This is a genomic window from Enterobacter cloacae complex sp. IR5428, from assembly GCF_049238585.1.
In the GTDB taxonomy this organism is placed as follows: Bacteria; Pseudomonadota; Gammaproteobacteria; order Enterobacterales; family Enterobacteriaceae; genus Enterobacter; species Enterobacter intestinihominis.
Genome location: NZ_JBMKHV010000004.1, coordinates 178123 through 200979, shown reverse-complemented (window position 1 = coordinate 200979; position 22857 = coordinate 178123). Strand labels below are relative to the sequence as shown.

Below are 22857 nucleotides of genomic sequence, written 5' to 3'. Positions count from 1 at the left end.
ACTTGGGTGGGCGGCTTAATGTAGCACCGTTATACATTATGAGCTATTACTCGTTTTTGCTTAAAAAAGCGGCAATTGCAAAGCGGATTGATAAATCAGGGATTATAGGGGGAAATTAAAAGTGTCCCCTGCAGGAATCGAACCTGCAACTAGCCCTTAGGAGGGGCTCGTTATATCCATTTAACTAAGGGGACGAAGCGGCAAGAGTATAGCGTTATTTACACTTCTCGTTAAGCGCATTGCCGCCTGACTGGTCAAAGAGTCACCGTTCACGCCGATTTTACGGCAGTTTTATCCTTTTTTTCCTGAGCCTTAAGTTCGGCCTTACGCTTGTTGGACATGTCGTTACGGATTTGCGCATGGCTCAGCAGTGCAAAGATAAAGGTTCCGCCACAAATGTTGCCTGCGAGAGTAGGCAGGGCGAACGGCCAGAAAAAGTCGCTCCAGTGGAGTGTGCCGTTAAATACCAGATAAAGGATTTCAACGGTCCCGACAACAATGTGCGTGGTATCGGCGAGTGCGATAAGCCAGGTCATCAGGATAATCACCACGATTTTCGCGCTGCCCGCTGACGGGAACATCCAGACCATAGTGGCGATGATCCAGCCGGAGATAATGGCATTAGAGAACATTTCAACCGGCGTATTTTTCATTACATCCATGCCAATCTTCACGAATGCGTCGCGGGTCGGTTCATCAAAGATTGGCATATACTCGAAGGCCCAGGCTGCAACGCCCGTACCGATCAGGTTCCCCAGCAGCACGACGCTCCACAGGCGCATCAGTAAACCAAAATTACCAAGGGTCGGATTTTGCATGACGGGCAGTACGGCAGTGACGGTGTTCTCCGTGAAAAGCTGCTGTCGCGCCATAATGACGATAATAAAGCCGAACGTGTAGCCTAAATTCTCCAGCAAAAAACCGCCCGGCACGCCTTCCAGCTGAACGTGAAATATACCTTTGGCGAGCAGAGAGGCACCCATCGACAGACCGGCTGCGATGGCCGACCACAGCAGGGCCATTGCGTCACGCTCCATCTCCTTTTCGCCATCCTGGCGAATATGCTCATGAATGGCCATGGCGCGCGACGGCAGGCGATCCTCATCGACTTCTATCTCTTCTCCCCGGTCTTTCTCCTCACTTTCAATCTCATGTTCCTCATTGTTCTCGCCAATTTTTTCTTCGTTAATATCTTTCATAACTGCTCCTTCGGGGTAATCGCTCATTTAAGCGTAGCGGCTTTTGGCGCCTTGCCCGTGGGGAAGCTCTTAAATTGCTGAAAATGGCAATAAAGGTGAGACATCTCTTTCAAAGCCAATATAAAATTGCCAGCGAAACGAATTCTTAAAGACAGGCTATGCTGAAATTAGCGTGATGACGCGAGCGGGTCGTCATTGTCCTCGTAGACATCGGTAAGCGTGCTGTTACAATCACTTGCACGTTTCAGGCGGAGCCTCACAGGCTCCGTCACAGATGGCATTCAACGATAGCCATATTGAACAGGGAGAAATATATGAAGCTTCGGCTGTCGGCGCTTGCGCTGGGCGTAACGATGCTTGTGGGCTGCGCCAGCTCTGGCGAGCAAACGGGACGCTCCGATCCTCTCGAAGGATTTAACCGTTCAATGTACAACTTTAACTATAATGTGCTGGATCCATATCTGGTTCGTCCGGTTGCCGTGGCATGGCGTGACTACGTTCCGCAGCCAGCGCGTAACGGGCTGAGCAACTTTACCAGTAACCTGGAAGAGCCAGCGGTGATGGTGAACTACTTCCTCCAGGGCGACCCGTATCAGGGGATGGTGCATTTCACCCGTTTCTTCCTGAACTCTCTGCTGGGTATGGGCGGCTTAATAGATGTCGCAGGCATGGCGAACCCGAAATTACAGCGTGAACAGCCGCATCGTTTCGGCAGCACACTGGGGCATTATGGCGTAGGTTATGGGCCGTATGTGCACCTGCCATTCTACGGCAGCTTTACCGTGCGTGATGATGGCGGCGATATGGTGGATACGCTGTATCCGGTGCTGTCATGGCTCACCTGGCCGCTGTCGATTGGTAAATGGACCGTGGAAGGGATTGAAACGCGTGCGCAACTGCTGGACTCTGACGGTCTGCTGCGTCAGTCTTCCGATCCGTACATCATGGTCCGCGAGGCCTATTTCCAGAACCATGACTTTATTGCCAACGGCGGTAAGCTGAAGCCGGAAGATAATCCGAACGCGAAAGCCATCGAGAACGAATTAAAAGATATCGATTCGGAATAAATAAAAAAGGTGAGCGATGCTCACCTTTTTTAATCGTGTTGGGATTAGAACGCGTAGTTGAAGTTGGTACCAAACAGCCAGGCTTTACCTTCAGAGGTAAACTCGTAAGGGCCTTCCTGGAAGGTCACTTTCTGTCCATGCATGTACGACACGCCCGCGTCGATAGAGGCATTCTCGTTGAACGCGTAGGTTGCCCCCGCACTTACCCAGAAACGGTCCTGATCCGGAATGGAGATAGAACGCTTATCTGCCGGTACCGGGCTGTCATCAAATGCCACGCCGGTACGGAACGTCCAGTTGTCATCCATATAATAGGTCGTACCAAGTGCGATACGGTAAGCATCGTGGAAGCTTTCGTCTTTATAGAACAGCGTCTGGCCGTTGCTGCCGGTGGCTTTCAGCTCCTGGAACTGGCTCCAGCTGGTATACGCGAGGCTGTAGTGAATAGCCCACTGCGGCGCAACGCGGTTATAACCTGACACTTCCCACATTTCTGGCAGATGCAGTGACAGTGAACCCGGTACAGTTTGATTCGAGGTACCCCATGGAATGGTGGTGCCTGCACCCGGCACCATACCGTTGACTGGGCTCAGGATGCCGCTTTTGTAATCGCCATCGAAGTCAATCTTCACTTCTGAGCGGTAGGTCAGACCCCAGCGGTTGTTTTTATCCAGTTCATACAGGATACCGGCGTTCCAGCCGTAACCCCACTCGTCACCTTTCAGGCTGGCAATTTTATTGCTGTTTTTCGGCAGCGCAGCAGTTTGCTCCCCGGAATAACGCTCGATTTTTGCATCAGCGTAGACAGCATCAAAGCCCAGACCAAAGCTCCAGTTATCGTTCAGACGATATGCGCCGCTCAGGTTAAGGTTCAGGGTCGTCAGGTCGGTTTTACCGCCGTATTCCCCGGCCGGGTAGTTGTTATTGAACTCCGTTGCCAGGCCATAGTTAGAGGTGACAGAGGCACCCCAACCAAACTGTTCATTGATTGGCGCAACAAAGTGCAGGTTAGGCACCCACGCCGTTGGTGCAATGTTATCCGCCTTCAGATCTGCGCCGGTATACTGAGATTTGCCAGAAATGTTGACATCAGGATCGATGTAAACCGCACCGGCAGAGAAGGTAGGGCGATCAAACATCATGATAAGCGCCGGGTTACGGCTTGCGTTGCCTGCGTCATCGGCAATCGCACCTTCCCCGGAATACGCACGGCCAAGGCCAGAGGAAGAAAATTCGTTTAACTGGAAGCCCGCTGACCAGGCGGACGTTGAGACGATTGCCACTGCAACTGCTAAAGCAGTTTGTTTGAACAGGGTTTTCTGGCTCATGACCATAACCTCATTGAGTTATTTTTATTCAATAATTGTTACATACCGTAACAGGAGCGCGAAGTGTAGGGTCTGAGGTATGACATACAAATCAGACCAGTGGCGAGAGTATAGGTCTGACCAGCTGGGATGTTGCAAGTTTGTTTATTAATATTTTCAAACATGTTTCATGAAACGAGATCTGGTTGGCAAAATTGTGACCAGTACGATTCATCCGAAAAGGTGAATTTTGTTTTAGATCATTTTTTAGTGTGATATTGCTCACTTATCCGGTTTTGCGCCATTAACGGCTGGAGGGGGCTCGTCCGGGGGCGTAAAATAGTCGCATCGTGTTTATCTCGCGCGCTGCGCGAATACAGAGGAAATTGAGCTATGAGTAAATGCAGTGCTGATGAAACCCCGGTTTGCTGCTGTATGGATGTTGGCACCATTATGGACAACACCGATTGCACCGCCTCTTACAGCCGCGTATTCCCTAACCGCGCTGAAGCGGAAGAGACGCTGGCCGCGCTGAGCAAGCGTGCGCGTGAAGTCGAATCCGATCCATGTGAAATCAAATCTACCTTCACTGAAGTGGAAGGCGGCGTACAGCTGGATATCGACTTTGTGTTCGCCTGCGAGGCAGAAACGCTGATCTTCCAGCTGGGCCTGCGTTAATTCCTGCGGTCTGGTGCCCTCACCCCAACCCTCTCCCACGGGAGAGGGCGCAAACACTAAAAACGGTAACCCACGGGTTACCGTTTTGCTTTTACCCTGGGCATTTTCTTTTTCTTCTCTGTGCCTTAGCTCGCATTTTTTCGCTTCCCCGATTGGCTCAATGTAAAAAAATAGTTAAGACTATTATCAGGTCAGACCACTTAACGTGCGCGCAAAAGTTTTTTACAGGGGAGTGTTATGAGTCAGGCATTACCGCTTATCACCCGACACGGTGACCGCATTGCCATTGTCAGCGGGTTACGTACGCCGTTTGCACGTCAGGCAACCGCGTTTCACGGTATACCGGCTGTCGATCTGGGAAAAATGGTGGTGGGGGAGATGCTGGCTCGCAGCGAGATCCCGCCAGAGGTTATTGAGCAACTGGTTTTCGGCCAGGTGGTGCAGATGCCGGAAGCACCCAATATCGCGCGTGAAATCGTGCTGGGTACCGGCATGAATGTTCATACCGACGCCTACAGCGTCAGCCGCGCCTGCGCCACAAGTTTCCAGGCGGTGGCGAACGTGGCGGAAAGCCTGATGGCGGGGACCATTCGCGCGGGGATCGCCGGCGGCGCGGATTCCTCCTCCGTGCTGCCCATCGGCGTCAGCAAACAGCTGGCCCGCATCCTCGTGGATGCCAACAAAGCTCGCACTACCGGTGCAAAGCTTAAACTTTTCTCGCGTTTACGCCTGCGCGACCTCATGCCCGTGCCACCTGCTGTTGCTGAATACTCCACCGGCCTGCGCATGGGCGATACAGCCGAGCAGATGGCAAAAACCTACGGTATTACCCGCGAACAGCAGGATGCACTGGCGCATCGCTCGCATCAGCTCGCTGCGAAGGCCTGGTCGGAAGGCAAACTTGCCGACGAGGTGATGACGGCTTACATCCCGCCTTTCCGCGAACCGCTGGTGGAAGATAACAATATCCGTGGCACCTCGACGCTGGAGGATTACGCAAAACTGCGCCCGGCGTTTGATCGTAAACATGGCACCGTTACGGCGGCCAACAGTACGCCACTGACGGACGGTGCCGCCGCCGTGATCCTGATGACGGAATCCCGGGCGAAAGAGCTTGGCATCACACCGCTGGGCTATTTGCGTAGCTACGCCTTTACCGCCATTGATGTCTGGCAGGACATGCTGCTCGGTCCGGCCTGGTCCACGCCCCTGGCGCTGGAGCGTGCGGGGTTGACGCTGGCTGACTTAACCCTGATCGATATGCACGAAGCCTTTGCCGCCCAAACCCTGGCAAACATTCAGCTGCTGGCAAGCGAGCGCTTCGCGCGCGATGTACTGGGCCGCGCCCACGCGACCGGCGAAGTGGATCAGAGTAAGTTTAACGTGCTTGGCGGATCCATCGCCTACGGCCATCCATTTGCGGCGACCGGCGCGAGAATGATCACCCAGACGTTGCACGAACTGCGTCGCCGTGGCGGCGGCTTTGGTCTCGTTACCGCCTGTGCGGCGGGCGGCCTGGGCGCAGCAATGGTTCTGGAGGCTGAATAATGGAAACGACATCTGCATTTAACCTTGTTGTTCGCCTTGATAACGTGGCCGTTATCACCATTGATGTGCCCGACGAAAAAATGAATACCCTGAAGGCGGAGTTCGGCGTTCAGGTGCGTGCGATGCTCAGACAGATCCGCGAAAACAAAGCGATACGTGGCCTGGTATTTATCTCGGCAAAGCCGGATAACTTTATTGCCGGGGCCGATATCAACATGATTGCCCGGGCGACAAGCGCTCAGGAAGCAGAAGATCTGGCGCGTCAGGGGCAGCAGGTGATGGCGGAGATCCATGCGCTGTCGATACCCGTTGTCGCTGCGATCCACGGGGCTTGCCTGGGCGGCGGGCTTGAGCTGGCGCTGGCCTGCCACAGTCGCATCTGTACCGACGATGCGAAAACCGTACTCGGACTGCCTGAAGTACAGCTTGGATTGCTGCCCGGTTCAGGTGGCACGCAGCGCTTGCCGCGGCTGGTGGGCGTCAGTACTGCGCTGGAGATGATTTTAACCGGTAAACAGCTGCGCGCCCGTCAGGCGTTAAAGGCGGGTCTGGTTGATGAGGTCGTTCCGCACGCAATCTTGCTTGAGGCTGCCGTTGAGCGGGCGCTGAAAGGTCGTCAGGCGAAACGCCCCCTGCCGGTGCGTGAGCGTATCCTCGCCGGGCCGCTGGGGCGCACGCTGCTGTTTAATATGGTGGGTAAAAAAACCGAGCAAAAAACCAGAGGGAATTATCCGGCAGCGACGCGCATTCTGAAGGTGATTGAAACCGGTTTATCCCAGGGCAGCAGCAGCGGTTATGCCGCGGAAGCGAAAGCGTTTGGCGAGCTGGCGATGACGCCGCAGTCGCAGGCGCTGCGCGGCATTTTCTTTGCCAGCACGGAGGTTAAAAAAGATCCGGGCAGTGAAGCTGAACCGGCTCCGCTGCGCGCCGTTGGGGTTCTGGGTGGTGGGCTGATGGGCGGCGGCATCGCGTTTGTCACCGCCTGCAAAGGCAAATTGCCCGTACGTATCAAAGATATCAATTCTCAGGGCATCAACCACGCGTTGCAGTACAGCTGGCAGAACCTTGATCGCAAAGTGAAACGCCGCCATATCAAGGCCAGCGATCGCGATAAAACCCTCGCGATGATCACTGGCGCCACCGACTACAGTGGGTTTGCACACCGCGATCTGGTGATTGAAGCCGTGTTCGAAGATCTGGCCCTTAAGCAGCAGATGGTAGCGGACGTTGAACAGCATTGCGCGCCGCACACCATTTTCGCGTCAAACACCTCGTCTTTGCCGATCGGCGACATCGCGGCGAAAGCCATGCGCCCGGAGCAGGTGATAGGGCTGCACTATTTCAGTCCTGTCGAAAAAATGCCGCTGGTGGAGGTTATCCCTCATGCCACAACCAGCCCGCAAACTATTGCCACCGTTGTGAAGCTGGCGAAAAAACAGGGCAAAACTCCTGTTGTGGTCGCGGACAAAGCCGGCTTCTACGTCAACCGCATTCTGGCGCCGTATATTAACGAAGCGATGCGGTTGCTGACGGAAGGGGAGAAAATTGAGCACGTCGATGACGCCCTGGTGAAGTTTGGTTTCCCCGTCGGCCCAATCCAACTTTTGGATGAGGTAGGAATTGATACGGGGACTAAAATTATCCCTGTGCTGGAAGCGGCTTATGGCGATCGTTTTGCGCCGCCTGCAAACTTTGTTTCCGCAATTTTGAAGGACGATCGCAAAGGCAGAAAAAATGAACGCGGTTTCTATCTTTACGCCGCGAAAGGGCGTAAAAGCAAGAAACAGGTCGACCCTTCGGTTTATGCGCTTATTCCTGTCACGGGTCAGGGAAAACTGTCGGCGGTTCAGTGTGCTGAGCGCTGCGTGATGATGATGCTCAATGAAGCGGCGCGCTGCTTTGGTGAGCAGGTGATCAAAAGCGCGCGCGACGGAGACATCGGTGCCGTGTTTGGTATCGGTTTTCCGCCATTCCTTGGCGGCCCGTTCCGATATATGGATACCCTCGGGGCGGGTGAAGTGGTTGCGATCCTGCAACGTCTGGCCTCGCAATACGGTCCACGGTTTACACCTTGTGACGAATTATTGCAGATGGCGGAACGGGGTCAGACATTCTGGCCCGCAAGGGAAACTGATTGCGTAAACTGAAGTCAAAGAAGGGTAAATCCTGAGGTGATGGAACCTGTTCTGGCGAAATTGTAAACAGAGATTGACTATACTTACGCCATTGAGGTAAAAAACAGCGTTTCATTCACCGAATGGATCAGGCACAATGCCCGGCCATCGGGTTTTCTACCTCAGAGCATTAATCGCGGGTAGTTAACGCCGGTGATTCTGGTTAACAAAAGCGGTGCAATATGCAAGTTTTTATCATGCGTCACGGCGACGCGGCACTCGATGCCGCCAGTGACTCAGTACGTCCTTTAACCGTCTGTGGCTGCGACGAATCCCGTCAGATGGCGACATGGCTTAAAGGTCAAAAAGTGGACATTGAACGCGTTCTGGTGAGTCCGTTCCTGCGGGCAGAACAGACGCTGGATGTGGTAGGGGAGTGTATGAACCTGCCATCCAGTGTAGATGTTCTCCCTGAACTCACGCCGTGTGGCGATGTTGGCCTTGTCAGTGCTTACCTTCAGGCGCTGTGCAACGAAGGTGTCGCTTCCGCACTGGTCATTTCCCACCTGCCGCTGGTCGGCTATCTGGTATCTGAGCTGTGCCCGGGCGAAACGCCGCCGATGTTCACAACGTCCGCCATTGCCAACGTCACCCTCGACGAAACCGGCAAAGGGGTCTTTAACTGGCAAATGAGTCCGTGCAACCTGAAGATGGCTAAAGCCATCTGACGTGACGTGCGATATGGCGGGGTGCCGCGTGCCTCCCGCCATCCTGTCAGGGCAACTCTGGCGGCTGCCACTCCTCCACCTCAATCAATACCAGCAATGCGGCATCTCCGCCGTACTCTTTTGGTGCCTGATGAAAAGCCATTACGTGCGGATGCTGAGCCAGCCACAGCGGCGTCTGTTGTTTGAGAATATGTTTACCGTGACCGTGCATCACGCAGGCGCAAAAAACATGCTCGCGTCGGCACGCCGCGATCAACGCCCCCAGCTCCTGCTTCGCCTGCATCTGGGTCAACCCATGCAGATCGAGGAACAGCTCCGGCGAGTAATCTCCCCGGCGTAATTTTTTCAGTTCAAAATGGCTGACGTCTTCGCGCACGTATTTCACCGCGCCCTGCGTATTTAGCAGCGGCTGAAACTCATCTGAAAAATAGTGGCTGTTATCGGCCTGCTCCTGGAGCAGACGTTTGACCGGAACCTCGCTGATTTTTTTACGCTGCGGGCGATGGACAATGGTGTCGTGCGTGATTTTACGCGTCCCGGTCATCAGCTGGCGGAAGAGAGCCTGATCCTCCTCGCTGAGCGATGTTTTCTTTTTCATTCGTCATTCTCATCTCGTATTTCCGATAGTGTACCCGACTAAACGCATTTTTTAACCTCAAGCGACACGCGTCATTGCTGATTTATCGCCGTCTTCATGGCAAACTAGCCGCCGAAAATTATGCGAGCATGCCCTGGAGGAAAGAGTGGATAAAATTTTTGTCGATGAAGCAGTAAACGAGCTGCATACCATACAGGACATGTTGCGCTGGTCGGTTAGCCGCTTCAGCGCCGCCAATATCTGGTACGGACACGGCACCGATAACCCGTGGGATGAGGCCGTCCAGCTGGTGCTGCCGTCACTCTACCTGCCGCTGGATATTCCGGAAGACATGCGCACCGCGCGCCTGACCTCCAGTGAAAAACACCGCATCGTTGAGCGCGTGATCCGTCGCGTGAACGAGCGTATTCCGGTGGCTTACCTGACCAACAAAGCCTGGTTCTGCGGCCATGAGTTCTATGTTGATGAGCGTGTGCTGGTGCCACGTTCGCCGATTGGCGAGCTGATCAACAACCACTTTGACGGCCTGATTAACCATCAGCCGCAGCACATACTTGATATGTGCACCGGCAGCGGCTGCATCGCGATTGCCTGCGCGTACGCCTTCCCGGAAGCGGAAGTGGACGCCGTCGATATCTCCACCGACGCGCTGGCCGTCACCGAACATAACATTGAAGAGCACGGCCTGATCCATCACGTCACGCCTATCCGCTCTGACCTGTTCCGCGACCTGCCGACGCTGCAATACGACCTGATCGTCACCAATCCACCGTACGTGGATGCCGAAGACATGTCCGATCTGCCGAACGAGTACCGTCACGAGCCGGAGCTGGGCCTGGCGTCAGGCTCTGACGGGCTGAAGCTGACCCGCCGCATCCTGGCCTGCGCGCCGGATTATCTGACCGACGATGGCGTTCTGATTTGTGAAGTGGGTAACAGCATGGTACATCTGATAGAGCAGTACCCGGATGTGCCGTTCACCTGGCTTGAGTTCGACAACGGCGGTGACGGCGTCTTTATGCTGACCAAAACGCAACTGCTTGATGCACGCGAATACTTCAGCATTTACAAAGATTAATCCAGCGGGCTTCGGCCCGTTTCACAACGCTCAAACACAAACAACAACATCGGAGCCGTGATGGCAGGAAACAGTATTGGACAGGTATTCCGTGTGACCACCTTTGGCGAGTCGCACGGTCTGGCACTGGGTTGTATCGTTGATGGCGTCCCGCCAGGCATCGAACTGACCGAAGCCGATTTACAGCATGACCTTGACCGTCGTCGTCCGGGTACCTCTCGCTACACCACGCAGCGTCGCGAGCCGGACCAGGTCAAAATTCTCTCCGGCGTTTTTGAAGGCCGTACCACCGGGACCAGCATTGGTCTGCTGATTGAAAACACCGATCAGCGCTCCCAGGACTACGGCGCGATTAAAGACGTCTTCCGTCCGGGCCACGCCGACTATACCTACGAACAAAAATATGGCTTTCGCGACTATCGCGGCGGTGGACGTTCTTCCGCGCGTGAAACCGCGATGCGCGTGGCGGCAGGTGCGATTGCCAAAAAATATCTCCAGCAGAAATTCGGCATCGTTATCCGCGGCTGTCTGACCCAGATGGGCGACATTCCGCTGGCAATCAAAGACTGGGATCAGGTAGAACTTAACCCGTTCTTCTGCGCCGATGCCGACAAGCTGGACGCGCTGGACGAGCTGATGCGTGGCCTGAAAAAAGAGGGCGACTCCATTGGTGCGAAAGTCACCGTGGTGGCCGACGGTGTGCCGGCTGGCTGGGGCGAGCCGGTATTTGACCGCCTCGACGCTGACATCGCCCACGCGCTGATGAGCATCAACGCGGTGAAAGGCGTTGAAATCGGCGACGGTTTTGACGTGGTTAAGCTTCGCGGCAGCCAGAACCGCGACGAAATCACGAAGGCGGGTTTCCAGAGCAACCATGCGGGCGGCATTCTGGGCGGCATCAGCAGCGGGCAGCAAATTATTGCCAATATCGCGCTGAAGCCAACGTCCAGCATTACCGTGCCGGGCCACACGATTAACCGCTCAGGCGATGAAGTAGAGATGATCACCAAAGGGCGGCACGATCCATGCGTGGGGATCCGCGCGGTACCGATCGCAGAAGCGATGCTGGCGATCGTGCTGATGGATCACTTCCTGCGCCAGCGCGCGCAGAATGCGGATGTGTCGACCACCATTCCACGCTGGTAACTATGAAAAAAACCGCAATCGCTCTGCTGGCGCTGCTGGCCAGTGGAGCAAGCCTGGCCGCCACGCCGTGGCAGAAAATCACCCACCCGGTAGCGGGAAGCGCGCAGTCCATTGGCGCTTTCTCCAACGGGTGTATCGTCGGCGCGCAGGAACTTCCGCTGCAGTCGGACACCTATCAGGTGATGCGCACCGACCAGCGCCGTTACTTCGGCCATCCTGACCTGGTGCTGTTTATTCAGCGTCTTGGCAACCAGGTGCATAACCTGGGGCTGGGGACGATGCTGATTGGCGATATGGGGATGCCTGCAGGTGGTCGCTTCAACGGCGGTCACGCCAGCCACCAGACCGGACTGGATGTGGACATCTTCCTGCAACTGCCGAAAACGCGCTGGAGCTCAGCGCAGCTGCTGAAACCGCAGGCGCTGGATCTGGTCTCGGCCGACGGTAAACGGGTCGTGGCCTCGCGCTGGTCGCCGGAAATTTCCAGCATGATTAAGCTGGCGGCAGAGGATAACGACGTCACACGGATCTTTGTTAACCCGGCCATAAAGCAGCAGCTTTGCCTGGATGCGGGAACGGATCGCGACTGGCTGCGTAAAGTGCGCCCATGGTTCCAGCACCGGGCGCATATGCATGTTCGCCTGCGCTGCCCGGCGAACAGCCTGGAATGTGAAGATCAGCCGCTGCCACCGCCTGGCGATGGTTGTGGTTACGAACTGCAAAGCTGGTTTGAACCGGCCAAGCCTGGAACCTCTAAGCCTGAGAAGAAGACACCGCCTCCGTTGCCGCCTTCCTGCCAGGCGCTACTGGATGAGCATGTACTTTAATGGATAATTTCGTCGATCTGTTTATGGTGTCACCGCTGCTGCTGGCGGTGCTCTTTTTTGTTGCGATGTTAGCCGGATTTATCGATGCCCTGGCGGGCGGTGGCGGGTTGCTCACCGTTCCGGCGCTGCTGGCGGCAGGCATGAGCCCTGCCCAGGCGCTTGCCACCAACAAACTCCAGGCATGCGGCGGTTCGCTCTCCTCATCGCTCTACTTTGTTCGGCGCAAAGTGGTGAATCTCGCCGATCAGAAGCTCAATATCCTGATGACGTTTATTGGCTCGACGGCGGGCGCGCTGCTGGTCCAGCACGTACAGTCCGACATTCTGCGCCAGATCCTGCCGATTCTGGTTATCTGTATTGGCCTCTATTTCTTACTGATGCCAAAGCTCGGCGAGGAAGACCGGGCGCGGCGACTGCACGGCCTGCCGTTTGCGCTGATTGCCGGTGGCTGCGTCGGTTTTTACGACGGCTTCTTTGGTCCGGGAGCAGGCTCGTTTTACGCGCTGGCATTCGTGACGCTGGCCGGGTTCAACCTCGCCAAATCCACCGCCCACGCCAAAGTCCTCAACGCAACCTCCAACGTTGGCGGTCTGCTGCTGTTTATCATTGGCGGCAAGGTTATCTGGGCTACCGGATTTGTGATGATGGCGGGGCAGTTTTTGGGCGCGCGCGCAGGCTCGCGTCTGGTATTAAGCAAAGGGCAAAAGCTGATCCGCCCGATGATTGTTGTCGTCTCGGCGGTGATGAGCGCCAAACTTCTTTATGACAGCCATGGACAGGAGATCCTCACCTGGTTGGGGATGAACTAATGAACAGTACGCATAAATACGAACAGCTGATTGAGATCTTCGACAGCTGTTTTGCTGATGATTTTAATACCCGTCTGATTAAAGGCGACGACGAACCGATCTATCTTCCTGCTGATGACCAGGTTCCATACAACCGCATCGTCTTTGCCCACGGCTTTTACGCCAGCGGTTTGCACGAGATTTCGCACTGGTGCATCGCGGGGAAAGCGCGTCGCGAGCTGGTGGACTTTGGTTACTGGTACTGCCCGGACGGGCGCGACGCCGCCACCCAGGGGCAGTTCGAAGATGTGGAGGTGAAACCGCAGGCGCTGGAGTGGCTGTTCTGCGTGGCGGCGGGTTTCCCGTTCAACGTCAGCTGTGACAACCTTGAAGGCGACTTCGAGCCAGACCGTATCGTCTTCCAGCGCCGCGTGCATGCGCAGGTGATGGAATATCTTGAGAAAGGCATCCCGGAACGTCCGGCACGCCTGATCGAGGCTTTACAAAATTATTACCATACGCCGGAGATCACGGCGGAATGCTTCCCGTGGCCGGAAGATTTATAACAGAGGAAAGAAGATGATCGCAGAATTTGAATCACGCATTCTGGCGTTAATTGATGACATGGTGGAACACGCCAGCGATGATGAGCTGTTCGCCAGCGGTTATCTGCGTGGTCACCTGACGCTGGCGGTAGCCGCGCTGGAAGCAGGGGACGATCACTCTGCCGACGCCGTTCACGCGGAAGTTACTCGCAGCCTTGAAAAAGCCATTCTGGCCGGGGAACTGTCTCCACGCGACCAGTCTTTAGTGCTGGGCATGTGGGACAATTTGTTCCAGCAGGCTAAACGCTAAGTTGCCGCCTTCTCTTCCCTCTCCCTTTTGGGGAGAGGGCCAGGGTGAGGGCACCAGACCGCACCCTACTTAACCCTTTTCCCCTTCAGCAATTTCCGCACCCACAGTCGGTTCGGATTAAGTCCCGCGAGCGTAACCCTGTCCAGCGGAACCGGCTCATCGCTCATTTGCGCGGCTAGCACTTCAGCCAGCAATGGCGCGGAGCATAATCCCCGCGAGCCTAAGCCACCCAACATAAACAGTTCCGGATAAACGGGCGCACTTACCGCCGTTTCTTTGTTGTCTGCAAGATCCTGATAGACTTCAAGCGTGGCGTCATAGTCCGGCACGTTTCCCGCCATCGGCAGGTGATCGCGGGTCGCGCAGCGTACGCCGCAGCGCGCCTGACCCTCACTGACATCAACCTCTTTCGCCCACGACGCATTCGGGAAACAGTCGAGCAGGCGTTGGCGGTTTTGCTGCTGATCCGCTTCGCTGTACTGCATATCTGTTTCACCGCGATGATAGCTGGCACCGATGCAGTGATGGCCGTTGGACGGATTTTGTGGCGTCGCGTAGCCGTCGTAACACAGCACCTGACGCAGTTTGCTCAGTTCGGGCGCGGTCGGGATATGGCTCACCTGGCCGCCGACTGGATAAACCGGCAATGACGCTGTCTGGGTAAACTGAGTGATGTGATGTCCGTTGGCCAGTACAACGCTGGCATGCTGCGACGCTTTGCCGTCAGCAAAACGCAGTTCCCAGTGCGCAGTGCGACTTAGCGATTGAACCTTGTGGGCATAATGCACTGTCAACCCACGCGACTGCCCGAGGGCTATCGCCGCAGAAGTCAGTTCAGCCGGACACAGCCAGCCGCCGAGTGGATACTGAATTCCGCCGCAGCCGGTGTCGACGCCAGCGGTCTCAGCAACCTGCTGAGCCGTCACTGCATGGGCGATGGTTTCCGGCAGCCCCAGCGACAGCATTTGGGTGATTTTCTGTTGGCTCTTCTCATCCCAGCCCAACTGCGTCACACCGCACCAGTCGTGGTCGAACGCAACCGGCAGGCTATCGTAAAGGCGACGAGCAAACGTAAACGCAGCCGGGAAGAACTGGAACAGTGCGGGATCGTGTGAACTTAATAAGGGATAAAGCGCGCCCTGACGGTTGCCTGATGCACCCATCGCCGGTGCCTCGTCAGCGCAGTAGAGCGTCACCTGCCAGCCACGGTGCAGCAGAGCCAGTGAGAGCAGGGCGCTGGCAATACCTCCGCCCACAATGGCGACCTCACGCGACGCACTGGGGCGGCGAGCAAACCAGGGTGCCTGTGCCGGGATCGCCAGATCCTGCTCCATCACCCCCACCAGCATGTCGCGTTTGCGGCCAAAGCCTTTGGTTTTCCGCATGGTAAACCCCGCCTCCTGCAACCCACGGCGGACAAAGCCCGCCGAGGTGAAGGTGGCAAGCGTCGCGCCCGGGCGTGCCAGACGTGCCATTGCGCTGAACAGGTGCGGACTCCACATGTCAGGGTTTTTGGCGGGCGCAAAACCGTCCAGGAACCAGGCGTCCACTTTCTGATGCATTGAGTCATCGAGCTTATCGGTCAGGTCGTTAATGTCGCCAAGCCACAGGTCGAGCGTGACGCGTCCGTCGTCCAGAATCAGACGATGACAGCCGCCGATAGCTGGTGGCCACTGGGCCTGAAGCTGTTCCGCCCAGTGGGCAAGCTCCGGCCAGCGCTGATGGGCAAGCCGCAGATCGTGCGCGGTAAGCGGAAATTTTTCAAAACTGATGAAATGTAATCTTTGTAAGGTAGCTTCGGGGTGTGCAGCGCGAAACTGATCGAAGGCCTGCCAGAGGGTCAAAAAATTCAGCCCGGTGCCGAAACCGCTCTCCGCGACGACAAACAGGCTGCGCGGATGCTCAGGGAAGCGGGTGCTGAGATGATTTCCTTCGAGGAAGACATAGCGCGTCTCTTCCAGTCCGTTATCATTAGAAAAGTAGACGTCATCAAAATCTCGGGAAACAGGTGTACCCTCAGCGTTGAATTCGAGGTTGGCAGGTTGTATGGCGTTTTGTTTCACGTAAGTTACTCGTCCGACAGGCAGTGGCACGATCTTAGCGATGTGAGCCCATCGGTGCAAATTTCCACAGAAAATCGCTGATCGGACTTGTTCGGCGTACAAGTGTACGCTATTGTGCGACTCGAAACTTTTTATAGTGCGACTTACAGAGGTATTGAATGAAACGTGCAGTGATTACTGGCCTGGGCATCGTTTCCAGCATCGGTAATAACCAGCAGGAAGTCCTGGCATCTCTGCGTGAAGGACGCTCCGGGATCACTTTCTCTGAAGAGTTTAAAGATTCTGGAATGCGTAGCCACGTATGGGGTAACGTTAAACTGGATACCACCGGTTTAATTGACCGTAAAGTGGTTCGTTTCATGAACGATGCCTCTATCTACGCCTATCTTTCCATGCAGGAAGCGATCAAGGATTCTGGTCTGAGCGAAGACGCTTACCAGAACAACCCACGCGTGGGCCTGATTGCAGGCTCCGGCGGTTCCTCTAAAGCTCAGGTGTTCGGTGCTGACGCCATGCGCAGCCCGCGCGGCCTGAAAGCGGTCGGTCCATATGTTGTGACCAAAGCCATGGGTTCAGCGGTTTCCGCGTGCCTGGCAACGCCGTTCAAAATCCACGGTGTGAACTACTCCATCAGCTCTGCATGTGCGACCTCCGCACACTGTATCGGTAATGCGGTTGAGCAGATCCAGCTGGGCAAACAGGACATCGTATTTGCTGGCGGCGGCGAAGAGCTGGGCTGGGAAATGGCCTGTGAGTTCGACGCGATGGGCGCACTGTCCACCAAATACAACGAAACGCCAGACAAAGCATCCCGTACCTATGATGCACACCGCGACGGTTTTGTTATCGCTGGCGGCGGCGGTATGGTTGTGGTTGAAGAGCTGGAACACGCGCTGGCGCGTGGCGCGCACATCTACGCTGAGATCGTGGGCTACGGCGCAACGTCTGACGGCGCTGACATGGTTGCTCCATCCGGCGAAGGCGCGGTGCGCTGCATGAAGATGGCGATGCACGGCGTTGATACCCCAATCGACTACCTGAACTCCCACGGCACCTCAACTCCGGTAGGTGACGTGAAAGAGCTGGGTGCGATCCGTGAAGTGTTCGGCGACAACAGTCCGGCTATCTCTGCAACCAAAGCCATGACCGGTCACTCTCTGGGTGCGGCGGGTGTGCAGGAAGCGATCTACTCTCTGCTGATGCTGGAAAACGGTTTTATCGCGCCAAGCATCAACATCGACGAGATGGACGAGCAGGCGGCAGGCCTGAACATCGTGACCGAAACCACCGAACGTGAGCTGACGACCGTTATGTCCAACAGCTTCGGTTTCGGCGGCACCAACGCCACGCTGGTGATGCGTAAGCTGAAAGCGTAAGCGTTTGAAGATATAGTAGAAGGGAGCCACGCGGCTCCCTTTTTTTATGCCTGAACACGGAGTTATGCATGAAGGCTGTTACCCCTGAGAAGAGCGCTCCTTCCGGGAACCTTTCCCTTTTCCGCATCGCCTTTGCGGTGTTTCTGACCTACATGACCGTTGGTCTGCCGCTGCCGGTGATCCCCTTGTTCGTTCACCAGGAGCTGGGCTATGGCAACACCATGGTCGGTATTGCGGTGGGCATTCAGTTTTTAGCGACGGTTTTAACCCGGGGCTACGCCGGTCGCCTGGCGGATCAGCACGGCGCAAAACGCTCGGCGTTGCAGGGCATGTTTGCCTGCGGGCTGGCGGGGGGAGCCTGGCTGCTGGCGGCGCTGTTGCCGATAGATGCAGCGTATAAATTCGCGCTGCTGGTGGCGGGGCGCCTGATCCTCGGCTTTGGCGAAAGCCAGCTGCTGACCGGCACCCTGACCTGGGGAATGGGGCTGGTGGGACCTGCGCGTTCCGGAAAAGTGATGTCCTGGAACGGGATGGCGATTTACGGCGCGCTGGCGGCAGGCGCACCACTGGGGCTGCTGATCCACAGCCAGTTTGGTTTTGCGGCGTTGGCAGGCACCACCATGGTATTACCGCTGCTGGCGTGGGCGTTTAACGGTTCGGTGCGTAAGGTGCCCGCCCATAAAGGCGAGCGTCCTTCGCTGTGGAGCGTGGTGGGGCAAATCTGGCAACCGGGGCTTGGGCTGGCGCTTCAGGGGGTAGGCTTCGCGGTTATTGGTACCTTTGTCTCCCTCTATTTCATGAGCCGCGGCTGGGCGATGGCGGGCTTTACGCTGACGGCCTTTGGCGGCGCGTTTGTATTGATGCGCGTGCTGTTTGGCTGGATGCCGGATCGCTTTGGCGGCGTGAAGGTGGCGGTGGCGTCATTGGTCATTGAGACCGTGGGTCTCGTACTGCTCTGGCAGGCGCCGTCCGCATCCGTTGCGCTGCTGGGTGCGGCGTTAACCGGCTGCGGCTGCTCACTGATCTTCCCGGCGCTGGGCGTTGAAGTGGTTAAGCGCGTGGCTCCGCAGGTGCGCGGCACGGCGCTGGGCGGCTATGCGGCGTTTCAGGATATCTCTTACGGCATCACCGGGCCGCTGGCCGGGGTGTTAGCCACCTCGTTTGGCTACCCGTCCGTCTTCCTGGCCGGTGCGGTGTCAGCGGTGGTGGGGATTGTGGTGACGCTGGTGGCGTTTCGCAGGTCGTAGTTTTTTGCCGGGTGGCGGCTTCGCCTTACCCGGCCTACTATTCGAGCCGTTGTAGGCCCGGTAAGCGAAGCGCCACCGGGCAAATCCTCACGCAACCAGCCAGAAAATCGCCAGCGCAATCACCAACGCGATAAACATCAATCCCGGACGGGCAGAAAGCGTTTTGAATGTATCAACTACGGGGGCAAACAGCGGGTTGTAGATCGGCTGAATGTTTCTTACCTCCGGCACACCGCCTTCCCGCTCGGCGCGGCGAACGAAGATCTGATTCAGTAAATCCTGTACCTGCGCGGTGGTCAGCACGGTTTGCGGTGTCGCCTGCCAGCTCTGCTGGGCGTAATCCCGGATCATATCGAACTCGTGCGGTTCCAGCGGTTGTTTCAGTGCCGCCTGTACGCTGTGCAGGGTCGGAGCGCTCTGGGTGCTGAGCGTCTGACGCGCCTGGAGCCAGGTGACCAGATGGGTAAACTGTTTTGCCGGGATCATCTCGCCCGCTTTCACACCGGAAAGTTCCAGCATGGATTGCCAGATAAGCTTTGTCGGTTCGCCGGTGGCGGCAGCCAGCTTAGTGACCATCTGCTTGAGCGTATTATGCTCCGCAGGCTGCAATGGCCGCTCTGTAGACGGGCGCTGTTGCGGCTGCGGGATAGAAAGCTGATTGCTTTGCAGCAGGGTCAACACGGTTTTCAGCTGTTCCGGCGAAAGCTGGCTCAGGGCGGTATGACCGTACTGTTGACGGATAAAATCACTCACTGCCTGACGATTATTCCCCTGGCCCAACAGCTCGGTCAGCTGCGAGATAATCTGGCGGGTAGTATGTTGCTGCTGTGCGCTGGTAAGACGCTGGTTCAGGTTTTGTTCGGCGGCAGGGAAATGGCGCGACTGTAGCGGCGCATCGTTTCTTACGCCCAAATCGTGCTTAACGCCGGCCCATACCTCTGCGTTTTGCTGTGAGGTCAACGCAATAAGACGCGTGATAAGACGCTCCAGTACGGTGCGTTGCTGCGTGGAGAGCGGTTGTTCGCCTGGCGTGTTGGGCGTTACGGGGCCTTCACCCGGAGGGCGCGGAGGCGTACCTGAAATGGGCTGCATCGTCAAAAATCCTTAAAGTCAAACTCTGCGTAACCGGGCGGAGATATATGCCCGGCGGCGAGATTATGGCACACTTGGCAGGTTTACTTCCTCTCAAACAGGTACTCAGACGTGAAAATCCTCGTTGATGAAAATATGCCTTACGCCCGTGAGCTGTTCAGCCGCCTGGGTGAGGTTAAGGCTGTCCCTGGTCGCCCGATTCCGGTCAGCGAACTGGACGATGCAGACGCCCTGATGGTGCGCTCGGTGACCAAAGTAAATGAGGCGCTGCTCACCGGCAAAGGGGTTAAATTTGTCGGGACGGCAACGGCCGGGACCGATCATGTGGATGACCAGTGGCTTAAGCAGGCGGGGATTGGTTTTTCTGCGGCACCAGGCTGTAACGCCATTGCCGTCGTGGAATATGTATTCTCCTCGCTATTGATGCTGGCCGAGCGCGATGGTTTTGCGCTGAAAGACCGCACCGTCGGGATTGTGGGTGTGGGCAACGTGGGCGGACGTCTGCAAAAGCGTCTGGAAGCCTGGGGCATCCGCACTCTGCTGTGCGATCCGCCGCGTAAGGATAACGGCGATGAGGGCGATTTCCGCACGCTGGATGAGCTGGTCGACGAGTGCGACGTCATCACCTTCCATACGCCGCTCTTTAAAGAAGGGCCGTACAAGACTCTGCACCTGGCCGACGAAAAGCTGATCCGCCGTCTGAAGGCTGGCACTATTCTGATAAATGCCTGCCGGGGACCGGTGGTGGATAACGCGGCGCTGCTGACATGTCTCGACGAGGGACAAGATCTTAGCGTCGTACTGGACGTCTGGGAGCCAGAGCCGGATCTCAACGTCGCATTGCTGAATAAGGTGGACGTGGGTACCGCACATATCGCGGGTTATACCCTTGAAGGCAAAGCGCGTGGTACAACCCAGGTGTTTGAGGCTTACAGCGCCTTTATCGGCCATCCGCAGCAGGTCGCGCTGGATACGCTGCTGCCCGCCCCGGAATTTGGTCGCATTACCCTTCATGGACCGCTGGATGAGGCAACGCTGAAAAGACTGGTGCATTTGGTGTATGATGTGCGCCGCGATGACGCGCTGCTGCGTAAAGTGGCGGGTATTCCGGGTGAGTTTGACAAGCTGCGCAAAAATTACCTTGAGCGCCGCGAGTGGTCCTCCCTGTATGTGATGTGCGATGACGCCCCCGCGGCGGTGCTGTTGCATCAGCTGGGATTTAACGCCGTTCACCACCCGGCACGTTAATGTCTTCTTAATGCTCCCTGTCGGATATTCCGGCAGGGACGCTTTTTTATTTCTGGAGTAAACCACCATGTCTGAAGGCTGGAACATTGCCATTTTGGGTGCCACTGGCGCCGTGGGCGAAGCCCTGCTTGAAACCCTTGCTGAGCGTCAGTTCCCGGTGGGCGACATTTACGCGCTGGCGCGTACCGACAGCGCAGGAGAACATCTGCGTTTCGGCGGGAAATCCGTGATGGTGCAGGATGCCGCCGCGTTTGACTGGACACAGGCTCAGCTGGCGTTTTTTGCCGCAGGTGCGGAAGCCACGGCATCCTACATTGAAGAAGCGACCAATTCAGGCTGTCTGGTGATCGACCTGAGCGGCCTGTTCTCCCTGGAGCCGGATGTGCCGCTGGTGGTGCCGGACGTCAACCCGTTTGTGCTGGCGGACTACCGCAACCGCAATATCATTGCAGTACCGAACAGCCTCACCAGCCAGCTGCTGACCGCGCTGAAGCCGCTGATCGACGACGGTGGCCTGTCGCGTATTTCCGTGACCAGCCTGCTGTCAGCCTCCGCTAACGGCAAAAAAGCCGTAGACGCACTGGCAGGGCAGAGCGCGAAGCTGCTGAACGGTATCCCGATCGACGAAGATGATTTCTTTGGCCGCCAGCTGGCGTTCAACATGCTGCCGCTGCTACCGGATCGTGAAGGTTCGGTGCGGGAAGAGCGTCGTATCGTCGATGAAGCACGCAAAATTCTGCAGGATGACGGTCTGATGATCTCCGCGAACGTCGTGCAGTCTCCGGTCTTTTACGGCCACGCGCAGATGGTCGGGTTTGAAGCCCTGCGTCCGCTGGCGGCTGAAGAAGCCCGCGACGCGTTTGGCCGCGGAGAGGACCTTGTCCTGTCCGAAGAGAGTGAATTCCCGACGCAGGTGGGCGACGCTACCGGCAGCGCGCATCTCTCTGTGGGCTGCGTGCGTAACGATTACGGTATGCCTGAGCAGGTGCAGTTCTGGTCCGTTGCCGACAACGTGCGTTTTGGCGGCGCGCTGATGGCGGTCAAAATCGCGGAAAAACTGGTGCAGGAGTATCTGTACTGATGTCAGATGTGGAACAAAAGCCGGTCCACAGAATTGCCCTCGGCATTGAATACGATGGCAGTAAATACTATGGCTGGCAGCGGCAGAATGAGGTGCGCAGCGTCCAGGAGAAGCTGGAGAAAGCGCTCTCTCAGGTGGCGAATGAACCGATAAGCGTCTTCTGTGCGGGCCGCACCGATGCCGGCGTTCACGGCACGGGGCAGGTGGTGCATTTTGACACCACCGCCGTGCGCAAAGACGCGGCCTGGACGCTGGGTGTAAATGCGAATTTGCCTGGTGACATTGCCGTGCGTTGGGTGAAAGCTGTGCCGGATGATTTTCACGCGCGTTTCAGCGCGACGGCGCGGCGCTACCGTTATGTCATCTACAACCAGCGCCTGCGTCCGGCGGTGTTAAGCCAGGGCGTGACGCATTTTTATGAACCGCTGGATGCAGAACGTATGCAGCGTGCGGCGCAGTGTCTGATTGGAGAGAATGATTTTACGTCGTTTCGTGCGGTGCAGTGTCAGTCCCGTACGCCGTGGCGTAACGTCATGCACATTAACGTCAGTCGTTATGGCGCGTATGTGGTGGTGGATATCAAAGCCAATGCCTTTGTACATCATATGGTGCGGAATATTGTAGGCAGCCTGATGGAAGTGGGCGCCGGACACCAGCCGGAGAGCTGGATTGCAGAACTGCTGGCAGCGAAGGACAGAACGCTTGCGGCAGCAACGGCGAAAGCGGAAGGTCTGTATCTGGTTTCGGTGGATTATCCGGACCGGTTCGACCTGCCAAAACCGCCAATGGGCCCGCTGTTTTTAGCGGACTAAACAAA

At 56.6% G+C, this 22857-nt stretch carries 21 protein-coding genes and 1 tRNA gene; 16 read left to right on the top strand and 6 right to left on the bottom strand.

Translation table 11 applies throughout. The annotated features are described in order from the left end of the window. Positions 1-122: 122 nt before the first annotated feature. Positions 123-194, bottom strand: a tRNA-Arg gene (locus ACOTXC_RS07460). A 75-nt stretch (positions 195-269) separates the two neighbouring features. Continuing rightward, a complete protein-coding gene (locus ACOTXC_RS07455; RefSeq protein ID WP_421767533.1) occupies positions 270-1199 on the bottom strand; it encodes a formate/nitrite transporter family protein in 930 nt (309 codons plus the stop codon). Positions 1200-1513: 314 nt separating this feature from the next. Between ACOTXC_RS07455 and mlaA the strand changes: the two genes are divergently transcribed. Then, positions 1514-2266 carry a phospholipid-binding lipoprotein MlaA gene (mlaA, locus tag ACOTXC_RS07450; protein ID WP_022648871.1) on the top strand — a complete coding sequence of 251 codons (753 nt, stop codon included), beginning with the start codon at positions 1514-1516 and terminating at the stop codon, positions 2264-2266. 44 nt (positions 2267-2310) lie between these two features. Here mlaA and fadL read toward each other — a convergent pair whose 3' ends face one another. Continuing rightward, on the bottom strand, positions 2311-3594 hold the full coding sequence (fadL, locus tag ACOTXC_RS07445; protein ID WP_022648870.1) for a long-chain fatty acid transporter FadL: 1284 nt from the start codon (positions 3592-3594) through the stop codon (positions 2311-2313). Positions 3595-3966: 372 nt separating this feature from the next. Here fadL and ACOTXC_RS07440 point away from each other — a divergent pair, with 372 nt between their 5' ends. The 4 genes from ACOTXC_RS07440 to sixA all read left to right on the top strand — a co-directional run bounded on the left by ACOTXC_RS07440 (position 3967) and on the right by sixA (position 8641). Then, complete coding sequence (locus ACOTXC_RS07440) at positions 3967-4251, top strand: YfcZ/YiiS family protein (protein ID WP_022648869.1); 285 nt, start codon at positions 3967-3969, stop codon at positions 4249-4251. Positions 4252-4488: 237 nt separating this feature from the next. After that, entirely contained in the window at positions 4489-5799 is a 1311-nt protein-coding gene (gene fadI / locus ACOTXC_RS07435) for an acetyl-CoA C-acyltransferase FadI (RefSeq protein ID WP_017692982.1), read from the top strand. Further along, complete coding sequence (gene fadJ, locus ACOTXC_RS07430) at positions 5799-7946, top strand: fatty acid oxidation complex subunit alpha FadJ (protein ID WP_421767532.1); 2148 nt, start codon at positions 5799-5801, stop codon at positions 7944-7946. The genes fadI and fadJ overlap by 1 nt, the downstream gene beginning before the upstream one ends. 209 nt (positions 7947-8155) lie before the next feature. After that, positions 8156-8641, top strand: coding sequence for a phosphohistidine phosphatase SixA (sixA, locus tag ACOTXC_RS07425; protein ID WP_003861375.1), 486 nt, complete (start codon positions 8156-8158; stop codon positions 8639-8641). Positions 8642-8687: 46 nt separating this feature from the next. Here sixA and smrB read toward each other — a convergent pair whose 3' ends face one another. Then, complete coding sequence (gene smrB / locus ACOTXC_RS07420; RefSeq protein ID WP_022648866.1) at positions 8688-9239, bottom strand: endonuclease SmrB; 552 nt, start codon at positions 9237-9239, stop codon at positions 8688-8690. A 145-nt stretch (positions 9240-9384) separates the two neighbouring features. Here smrB and prmB point away from each other — a divergent pair, with 145 nt between their 5' ends. The 6 genes from prmB to ACOTXC_RS07390 are packed head-to-tail and all read left to right on the top strand — an operon-like array spanning position 9385 to position 13933. Next, a complete protein-coding gene (prmB, locus tag ACOTXC_RS07415; RefSeq protein ID WP_022648865.1) occupies positions 9385-10317 on the top strand; it encodes a 50S ribosomal protein L3 N(5)-glutamine methyltransferase in 933 nt (310 codons plus the stop codon). A 60-nt stretch (positions 10318-10377) separates the two neighbouring features. Continuing rightward, positions 10378-11463: a chorismate synthase gene (aroC, locus tag ACOTXC_RS07410; RefSeq protein WP_022648864.1), complete on the top strand. Its 1086-nt coding sequence runs from the start codon at positions 10378-10380 to the stop codon at positions 11461-11463. Positions 11464-11465: 2 nt separating this feature from the next. Further along, complete coding sequence (gene mepA / locus ACOTXC_RS07405) at positions 11466-12290, top strand: penicillin-insensitive murein endopeptidase (RefSeq protein WP_003861385.1); 825 nt, start codon at positions 11466-11468, stop codon at positions 12288-12290. Further along, entirely contained in the window at positions 12290-13099 is an 810-nt protein-coding gene (locus tag ACOTXC_RS07400) for a sulfite exporter TauE/SafE family protein (protein WP_022648863.1), read from the top strand. Before mepA ends, ACOTXC_RS07400 begins: the two co-directional genes overlap by 1 nt. Next, complete coding sequence (locus ACOTXC_RS07395) at positions 13099-13644, top strand: elongation factor P hydroxylase (RefSeq protein ID WP_022648862.1); 546 nt, start codon at positions 13099-13101, stop codon at positions 13642-13644. The genes ACOTXC_RS07400 and ACOTXC_RS07395 overlap by 1 nt, the downstream gene beginning before the upstream one ends. Before the next feature lie 13 nt (positions 13645-13657). Then, positions 13658-13933, top strand: a complete 276-nt coding sequence (locus ACOTXC_RS07390) for a YfcL family protein (protein WP_022648861.1) — start codon at positions 13658-13660, stop codon at positions 13931-13933. 65 nt (positions 13934-13998) lie between these two features. Here the strand turns inward: ACOTXC_RS07390 and mnmC are convergent, their stop codons facing one another. Further along, the gene (gene mnmC / locus ACOTXC_RS07385; RefSeq protein ID WP_023300645.1) at positions 13999-15996 is read right to left on the bottom strand and encodes a bifunctional tRNA (5-methylaminomethyl-2-thiouridine)(34)-methyltransferase MnmD/FAD-dependent 5-carboxymethylaminomethyl-2-thiouridine(34) oxidoreductase MnmC; all 1998 of its coding nucleotides are present in this window, start codon (positions 15994-15996) and stop codon (positions 13999-14001) included. Between the two features lie 158 nt (positions 15997-16154). Here mnmC and fabB point away from each other — a divergent pair, with 158 nt between their 5' ends. Together fabB and ACOTXC_RS07375 are read left to right on the top strand one after the other, a co-directional pair. After that, a complete protein-coding gene (fabB, locus tag ACOTXC_RS07380) occupies positions 16155-17372 on the top strand; it encodes a beta-ketoacyl-ACP synthase I (RefSeq protein WP_022648859.1) in 1218 nt (405 codons plus the stop codon). 68 nt (positions 17373-17440) lie between these two features. Then, entirely contained in the window at positions 17441-18619 is a 1179-nt protein-coding gene (locus ACOTXC_RS07375; RefSeq protein ID WP_017692989.1) for an MFS transporter, read from the top strand. Between the two features lie 87 nt (positions 18620-18706). Here the strand turns inward: ACOTXC_RS07375 and flk are convergent, their stop codons facing one another. Further along, positions 18707-19711 carry a flagella biosynthesis regulator Flk gene (gene flk / locus ACOTXC_RS07370; protein WP_046619052.1) on the bottom strand — a complete coding sequence of 335 codons (1005 nt, stop codon included), beginning with the start codon at positions 19709-19711 and terminating at the stop codon, positions 18707-18709. A 111-nt stretch (positions 19712-19822) separates the two neighbouring features. On the opposite strand from flk, the gene pdxB reads away from it, so the two are divergent. The 3 genes from pdxB to truA all read left to right on the top strand — a co-directional run bounded on the left by pdxB (position 19823) and on the right by truA (position 22852). Beyond that, positions 19823-20959: a 4-phosphoerythronate dehydrogenase PdxB gene (gene pdxB, locus ACOTXC_RS07365; RefSeq protein WP_421767531.1), complete on the top strand. Its 1137-nt coding sequence runs from the start codon at positions 19823-19825 to the stop codon at positions 20957-20959. Between the two features lie 67 nt (positions 20960-21026). Next, positions 21027-22040 (top strand): aspartate-semialdehyde dehydrogenase, encoded by a 1014-nt coding sequence (locus ACOTXC_RS07360; RefSeq protein WP_023306649.1) that lies wholly within the window; start codon positions 21027-21029, stop codon positions 22038-22040. Next, a complete protein-coding gene (gene truA, locus ACOTXC_RS07355) occupies positions 22040-22852 on the top strand; it encodes a tRNA pseudouridine(38-40) synthase TruA (protein ID WP_001286071.1) in 813 nt (270 codons plus the stop codon). The genes ACOTXC_RS07360 and truA overlap by 1 nt, the downstream gene beginning before the upstream one ends. Positions 22853-22857 lie beyond the last annotated feature (5 nt).

Coding starts and splice junctions, on each gene's coding strand:
- ACOTXC_RS07455 (WP_421767533.1), bottom strand. CDS start 1,199: ATGAAAGATATTAACGAAGAAAAAATTGGCGAGAACAATGAGGAACAT.
- mlaA (WP_022648871.1), top strand. CDS start 1,514: ATGAAGCTTCGGCTGTCGGCGCTTGCGCTGGGCGTAACGATGCTTGTG.
- fadL (WP_022648870.1), bottom strand. CDS start 3,594: ATGAGCCAGAAAACCCTGTTCAAACAAACTGCTTTAGCAGTTGCAGTG.
- ACOTXC_RS07440 (WP_022648869.1), top strand. CDS start 3,967: ATGAGTAAATGCAGTGCTGATGAAACCCCGGTTTGCTGCTGTATGGAT.
- fadI (WP_017692982.1), top strand. CDS start 4,489: ATGAGTCAGGCATTACCGCTTATCACCCGACACGGTGACCGCATTGCC.
- fadJ (WP_421767532.1), top strand. CDS start 5,799: ATGGAAACGACATCTGCATTTAACCTTGTTGTTCGCCTTGATAACGTG.
- sixA (WP_003861375.1), top strand. CDS start 8,156: ATGCAAGTTTTTATCATGCGTCACGGCGACGCGGCACTCGATGCCGCC.
- smrB (WP_022648866.1), bottom strand. CDS start 9,239: ATGAAAAAGAAAACATCGCTCAGCGAGGAGGATCAGGCTCTCTTCCGC.
- aroC (WP_022648864.1), top strand. CDS start 10,378: ATGGCAGGAAACAGTATTGGACAGGTATTCCGTGTGACCACCTTTGGC.
- mepA (WP_003861385.1), top strand. CDS start 11,466: ATGAAAAAAACCGCAATCGCTCTGCTGGCGCTGCTGGCCAGTGGAGCA.
- ACOTXC_RS07400 (WP_022648863.1), top strand. CDS start 12,290: ATGGATAATTTCGTCGATCTGTTTATGGTGTCACCGCTGCTGCTGGCG.
- ACOTXC_RS07395 (WP_022648862.1), top strand. CDS start 13,099: ATGAACAGTACGCATAAATACGAACAGCTGATTGAGATCTTCGACAGC.
- ACOTXC_RS07390 (WP_022648861.1), top strand. CDS start 13,658: ATGATCGCAGAATTTGAATCACGCATTCTGGCGTTAATTGATGACATG.
- fabB (WP_022648859.1), top strand. CDS start 16,155: ATGAAACGTGCAGTGATTACTGGCCTGGGCATCGTTTCCAGCATCGGT.
- ACOTXC_RS07375 (WP_017692989.1), top strand. CDS start 17,441: ATGAAGGCTGTTACCCCTGAGAAGAGCGCTCCTTCCGGGAACCTTTCC.
- flk (WP_046619052.1), bottom strand. CDS start 19,711: ATGCAGCCCATTTCAGGTACGCCTCCGCGCCCTCCGGGTGAAGGCCCC.
- ACOTXC_RS07360 (WP_023306649.1), top strand. CDS start 21,027: ATGTCTGAAGGCTGGAACATTGCCATTTTGGGTGCCACTGGCGCCGTG.
- truA (WP_001286071.1), top strand. CDS start 22,040: ATGTCAGATGTGGAACAAAAGCCGGTCCACAGAATTGCCCTCGGCATT.